The following is a 5,447-nucleotide window of genomic DNA, read 5'->3' on the forward strand; positions in this document are numbered from 1 at the left end:
GGCATGGTGTTCACGATCGAGCCGGGTCTGTACTTCCAGATCGACGACGTCACCGTGCCTGAGGAGTACCGCGGCATCGGCGTGCGCATCGAGGACGACATCCTCATGACCGAGGACGGCCCCGTGAACCTCTCCGCTGCCATCCCGCGCACCGCCGACGAGGTCGAGGCCTGGATCGCAGGCGCGAGCGCGTGAGGTTCACGCCGCCGTCCGGGTTCACCACGCGCCCCACCCTCGAGGGCACCTTCGGCATGGCGGCGTCCACGCACGCCACGGCGACAGCCGTGGCCCAGGCAGTGCTCGAGCGCGGCGGCAACGCCTTCGACGCCGCGGTAGCGGGCGGTTTCGTGCTGCACATCGTCGAGCCGCACCTCAATGGCCCCGGCGGTGACCTCGTCGGCATCTTCCAGTCGGCGGGAGCGGTCGAGCCGACCGTCCTCATGGGGCAGGGGCCGGCGCCGGCGGGGGCGACCATCGCCCACTTCAGGGGCGAAGGGCTCGATCTCGTGCCCGGCGCCGGAGGGCTCGCCGCCGCGGTGCCCGGGGCCGTGGACGCCTGGCTCCTGCTGCTGCGCGACCATGGCACGTGGGAACTGGGCGACGTGCTGTCGTTCGCAATCGGCTACGCCCGCGACGGGCACCCCCTGCTGCCCGCTGCGGCGGCCACCATCGCACGGGTGGCGGAGCTGTTCCGCGAGGCGTGGCCGAGCTCCGCGGCCCTGTGGATGCCGGGAGGCGAGGTCCCCGCAGCCGGCGCGCTCGTGCGCAACCCGGCATACGCAGCCGTCCTCGAGCGGCTCGCCGCCGCCGGCGACGGCGCCGCCGACCGCGGCGCACGCATCGACGCCGCGCGGCAGGAGTGGAAGACAGGGCTCGTCGCGCAGGCGGCATCCGACTTTCTCGCGCAGCCCCACCGGCACTCCTCGGGCAGGGATCACGCGGGCGTAATCACGCCGGAGGACTTCGCTGCCTTCGACGCCGGCTACGAGCCGGCGGTCACCGCCGGTTTCCGAGGCTACGTGGTGGCCAAGGCGGGGGCGTGGACGCAGGGCCCGGCGCTGCTCGAGGCCCTGCGGATCCTCGACGGCTTCGAGAACGAGGCGCTGGACCCGGCGACCGCTCGGGGCGCCCATACGATCATCGAGGCGCTGAAGCTGGCGCTGGCCGACCGCGACGCCTACTTCGGCGATGCAGCGCACCCGGCGCTCGTCGCCGGCCTGCTGTCGGAGGAGTACGTCGCGTCGCGTCGTGCGGAGATCGGCGAGCGGGCATCGCGAGAATGGCGGCCGGGCGCGTTGCCGGGCATCGCGCCGTTTTATCCGCCGCTGAATCAGGAACCGGCCGGTGACGGCACACCGGCCGGCGTGGGTGAGCCGACCGTCGCGAAGACGGGCGCGACCCGGGGCGACACCTGCCACATCGACGTCGTCGACCGCTGGGGCAACCTCGTCGCGGTCACGCCGTCGGGCGGATGGCTGCAGTCGTCGCCGACCGTCCCCGAACTCGGATTCTGCCTCGGCACCCGCTTGCAGATGACCTGGCTCGACGAGGCATCCCCCGCCGCGCTGCGGCCGGGCACGCGGCCGCGCACCACGCTCACCCCGACGCTCGTGTCACGCGACGGCGCACCCGTGATGGCGCTCGGCACGCCGGGCGGAGACCAGCAGGAGCAGTGGCAGCTGCCGATGCTGCTGCGGATGCTGGTGGGCGGGTACACGCCGCAACAGGCGATCGATGCGGCGACGCTGCACACCACGGCCCTGGTGGATTCGTTCTGGCCGCGCACGCGGACGCCGGCCGGCGTGGTCGCCGAGGACCGATTGGGCGACGACGTCATCGAGGAGCTGAGGGCGCGGGGGCACGATGTCACCGTGAGCGGCCCGTGGAGTCTCGGCCGCCTGAGCGCCGTCGGCATCGACCGCAGTCGCGGCGTGCTGTGGGCAGCGGCCAATCCGCGTGGGATGCAGGGGTACGCGGCGGGGCGGTGAGTCGCGGGGGGGGCGGTGAGTCGCGGGGGCGGCGCCAGCCGTCGTTTCCTCCCCAGGACGCGCGTGGTGCGGGTTATCCACAATCAGCGGGTGACCTGGGATTTGCCTTCCGTCAATGTCGGTGGCCCTCGGCAGAGTAAGGGGCATGAACAGCTCCCCTACCACCACTCGCGACGACGTGTTGTCGTTGACGGATGACGTGTCGTCGTTGACGGATGTGGTGGCCGAGATGGTGGATGCCGACCGTCAGCTGGCCGCGATCCAAGCCTGGCAGTTGGGACTGCTGGCGCGGGCGGGGGCGATCGCGGCGGCGCAGACCGCGCAGATCCCGATCGCCGCGCAACGGGAGCGGGAGATGCCGTTGCGGTCCGTCGCGGCGGAACTGGGCGCGGCGCTGCGCCAGTCCGACCGGGGCATGCAGAACCGCATCCACCACGCCACCCTGCTGCGCGAACGGTTCCCCGCCACCGTGACGGCGTTGGCGGAGGGGCGGATCGACATCGCCCACGTCCGGGTCATCGACGACGCCGGGGCGCGGATCACCGACCCCGATGTGCGGGCGGTGTTCGAGCAGGCCGCGCTGGCCGTGGCGGAGCGGGAAACGGCGGGGCGGGCGAAGCCGGTCATCACCACCCTCGCGCACCGCATCGACCCCGTCCCGCTCACGGAACGGCACGCCACCGCGGCGGAGACTCGGCGCGTGTGGGTGCGGGACCTGGACGACGGGATGGCGGAACTGGTCGCCCTGCTGCCGGCACCCCTCGCGTACGGCATCCGCGACCGTCTCACCCAATACGCCCGCGCGCTCCGCGACCGTACCGCAGGCGAGGCGGCCAAGGTGGGCGACGTAGCGGACGACACGTCAGAACCGCCCGCTGCCGCAGACTGCCGGACGATGGATCAGCGGCGCGCGGACGTGTTCTCCGACCTGCTGCTCACCGGACACGCCACCGCCGAAGCCTCCGACGCGACCCTCTGCGAGACCGACGCGCTCATCGCCCACATCGAGGTCACCATCCCCGCCGCCACCCTCACCGGCCAGAACATCCCGGCCACGTTCCGCGGACACGGGCCGGTCGACCCCGACACCGCCCGCCACCTCGCTTCCCTCGCTCCCACCTGGGACCGGCTGCACCTGAACCCCCACACCGGGGCCGTGGAACACACCGACAACTACCGGCCCGCCCAGGCCCAACGCCGCCTTCTCCGCGCCCGCGACGAGCACTGCCGGTTCCCCGGCTGCCGCACCAGCGTCTGGCACTGCGACATCGACCACACCATCGACCACGCCCACGGCGGCCCCACCCGCGCCTGCAACCTGGCACACCTCTGCAAGCGGCACCACACCCTCAAGCACAACACCGCGTGGACCGTGGTGCAGCACGGCGGTGGAGTGCTCGTGTGGACCAGTCCCACCGGCCGGGTGCACACCGACGTGCCGCCCCGCACCCTCGAGTTCACCGTGTCGGCCGCCAGCGGGGCTCCGCCACCGTTTTAGGCCGTGTCGATCAAGCTGGTGCGTAGCCAGCACAGGGTTGCGGCTGAGCGAGGACTCCCGGCCGCGCTCCCGACGACGCAAGGCAGCGCACCGTGAAGAGGTGCGCGGTGTCCCGCCGGCACCGTCAGGAGTGCGCGCGCATCCACGCGGCGACGATCGGCGCCAGACTCTCTCCCACGTCGTCCGCGGGGCGCTTGCGCCCCTTCACCTCGAACGAGTGGTTTCCCCCGTCGATCCAGTGCACCGCGGCATCCCGGCACGATGCGACCGCATCGGCGAGCTGCTCGTGCGGGTCGACGAACGGGTCGTTCGTCCCCTCGACGAACAGCTGCGGCGGCCCGACGTCGGGCAGATGCGCGACCCGCGGCTTATCGGGGCGGCCGGGGGGATGCAGGGGGTAGCCGAGGTACACCAGTCCCGCGGGCGAGATGAGGCCCTCCGCCGCAGCCATCGACGCCATGCGGCCGCCGTACGACTTGCCCGCCGCCCACATCGCCAGCCCCGGCGCCTCGGCGCGCAGTGCCGCCTCGGCCGCCCGCCAGGTGGCCACCGCGTGTGCGGCCGGCCCCGGCATGCGACGGCCCGCCTGCACGTACGGAAAGTTGAAACGCAGGGTCGCGACGCCCGCGGCACGCATGCCGCGCGCGAAACCGACGAGGAACGGGTGCGAGTATCCGGCACCGGCACCGTGAGCGACCGCCATCGTCGCCCAGGCGTCCTCGGGCGCCTCGAATGCGGCGGAGACCGTCACCTCACCGGCGGGAAGCGCGACGGTGAGTCCGTCGATCATGTCCGCGGGGAGCCCTCGCCGGCGGCGTCGTCGCCCTGCGGCGCGGCCGGAGTGGGTGGCACGATTCGCTCACCGTACCGGGGCGGCTCGTTCGGGTCGTCCAGCGGGGGACGCGGCGCGGGCGCCTGGCCCGGCGCGGGCGTCGCGCCGGGGTCTACGGGCGAGGCCACCGGCGCATCGACGCGTCCCAGCGCCTGGCGGGCCTTGTGCACGCTCGCCGGCAACACCGTCACGTCGTAACGGTCGGCGACGACCTGGGTGATCGAGGCGTAGTCCCGGCGTCGGCGGATGAGCGAATAGGTGATGATGCTCATCAGCATGCCCACGGCGATGCCGACGAAGAGCACCCCGACGAACAGCTGGATCGGCACCTCGGGTGTGCCGAGCACGAAGATCGCGGCGAAGAGCAGTCCCAGCAGCAGTCCGTTTATGGCGCCCTGCCGGGCGGCGGTGGCGTAGCCGAGCCGGCCCGTCACCTTCTCGATGGACCGCAGGTCCTGCCCGACGATCGCGATGTCACGCGCCGGCACGTCTGCCGCGATCATCGCCGAGACGGCCTTCTGGGCGGCCTCGTACGTGGTGAAGCTCGCCACCGTATCGCCGACCGCGTTGCGCCCCGAGCCGAACGGCCCCATCATGCTCATCCCCCCATCTTCGCACGCGGTGTCGCGGCGGGCCCGGGGCGGGCGGCCCGCGACGCCGACTACGCTGGGTCGGGTGAGCACGCAGAGGGTCTTCGTCGCGCGGCTGGTCGGCTGCGCGGTCTTCGACCCCGCCGGCGACCGTCTCGGCAAGGTCCGCGATGTCGTGGTCATCTTCCGCAAGGACGACCCGCCACGCGTGATCGGGCTGGTGGTCGAGATCCCCGGCCGGCGCCACGTCTTCCTCTCCATCGGGCGCGTCACTTCGATCGCGACCGGCCAGGTCATCACGACCGGCCTCATCAACGTGCGGCGGTTCCAGCAGCGCGGCGGCGAGGTGCGCGTGATGGCCGAGCTGCTGGGACGCCGGGTCTACCTGCGCGACGGCAGCGGCACCGCCGTGATCGAAGACGTTGCGATCGACCGCAACCGCATCGGCGACTGGGACGTGTCGCAGCTCTTCCTGCGGCGCCCCAAGACGAGCGCCTCGCCGTTCGCGAAGGGCCCCACGACGTTCGCGGCGTGGAACG

6 protein-coding genes are annotated in these 5,447 nt (G+C 72.7%); 4 read left to right on the forward strand and 2 right to left on the reverse strand.

Features of this window, described 5'->3' with window-relative positions:
* The 3 genes from NQ160_RS17590 to NQ160_RS17600 form a co-directional block, all read left to right on the forward strand.
* Positions 1–195: M24 family metallopeptidase (locus NQ160_RS17590; RefSeq protein ID WP_257516438.1), on the forward strand; the 195-nt coding region annotated here is incomplete at its 5' end.
* Entirely contained in the window at positions 192–1,988 is a 1,797-nt protein-coding gene (locus NQ160_RS17595; RefSeq protein WP_257516439.1) for a gamma-glutamyltransferase family protein, read from the forward strand. The genes NQ160_RS17590 and NQ160_RS17595, both read left to right, overlap by 4 nt.
* Before the next feature lie 145 nt (positions 1,989–2,133).
* Positions 2,134–3,486 (forward strand): HNH endonuclease signature motif containing protein, encoded by a 1,353-nt coding sequence (locus NQ160_RS17600; protein ID WP_257516440.1) that lies wholly within the window; start codon positions 2,134–2,136, stop codon positions 3,484–3,486.
* A 124-nt stretch (positions 3,487–3,610) separates the two neighbouring features.
* Here the strand turns inward: NQ160_RS17600 and NQ160_RS17605 are convergent, their stop codons facing one another.
* Both NQ160_RS17605 and NQ160_RS17610 read right to left on the reverse strand, forming a co-directional pair.
* Positions 3,611–4,276, reverse strand: coding sequence for an alpha/beta hydrolase family protein (locus tag NQ160_RS17605; RefSeq protein ID WP_257516441.1), 666 nt, complete (start codon positions 4,274–4,276; stop codon positions 3,611–3,613).
* Positions 4,273–4,920 carry a general stress protein gene (locus tag NQ160_RS17610; protein WP_257516442.1) on the reverse strand — a complete coding sequence of 216 codons (648 nt, stop codon included), beginning with the start codon at positions 4,918–4,920 and terminating at the stop codon, positions 4,273–4,275. The genes NQ160_RS17605 and NQ160_RS17610 overlap by 4 nt, the downstream gene beginning before the upstream one ends.
* Before the next feature lie 73 nt (positions 4,921–4,993).
* On the opposite strand from NQ160_RS17610, the gene NQ160_RS17615 reads away from it, so the two are divergent.
* A partial coding sequence (locus NQ160_RS17615) for a PRC-barrel domain-containing protein (RefSeq protein ID WP_257516443.1) occupies positions 4,994–5,447 on the forward strand: 454 nt, incomplete at its 3' end.

The sequence above is a fragment of the Microbacterium sp. zg.Y909 genome (assembly GCF_024626565.1).

What these genes read in the sequence shown, in the direction of transcription:
- NQ160_RS17605 (WP_257516441.1), bottom strand. Translation starts at nt 4,276, where the DNA reads ATGATCGACGGACTCACCGTCGCGCTTCCCGCCGGTGAGGTGACGGTC.
- NQ160_RS17610 (WP_257516442.1), bottom strand. Translation starts at nt 4,920, where the DNA reads ATGAGCATGATGGGGCCGTTCGGCTCGGGGCGCAACGCGGTCGGCGAT.
- NQ160_RS17600 (WP_257516440.1), top strand. Translation starts at nt 2,134, where the DNA reads ATGAACAGCTCCCCTACCACCACTCGCGACGACGTGTTGTCGTTGACG.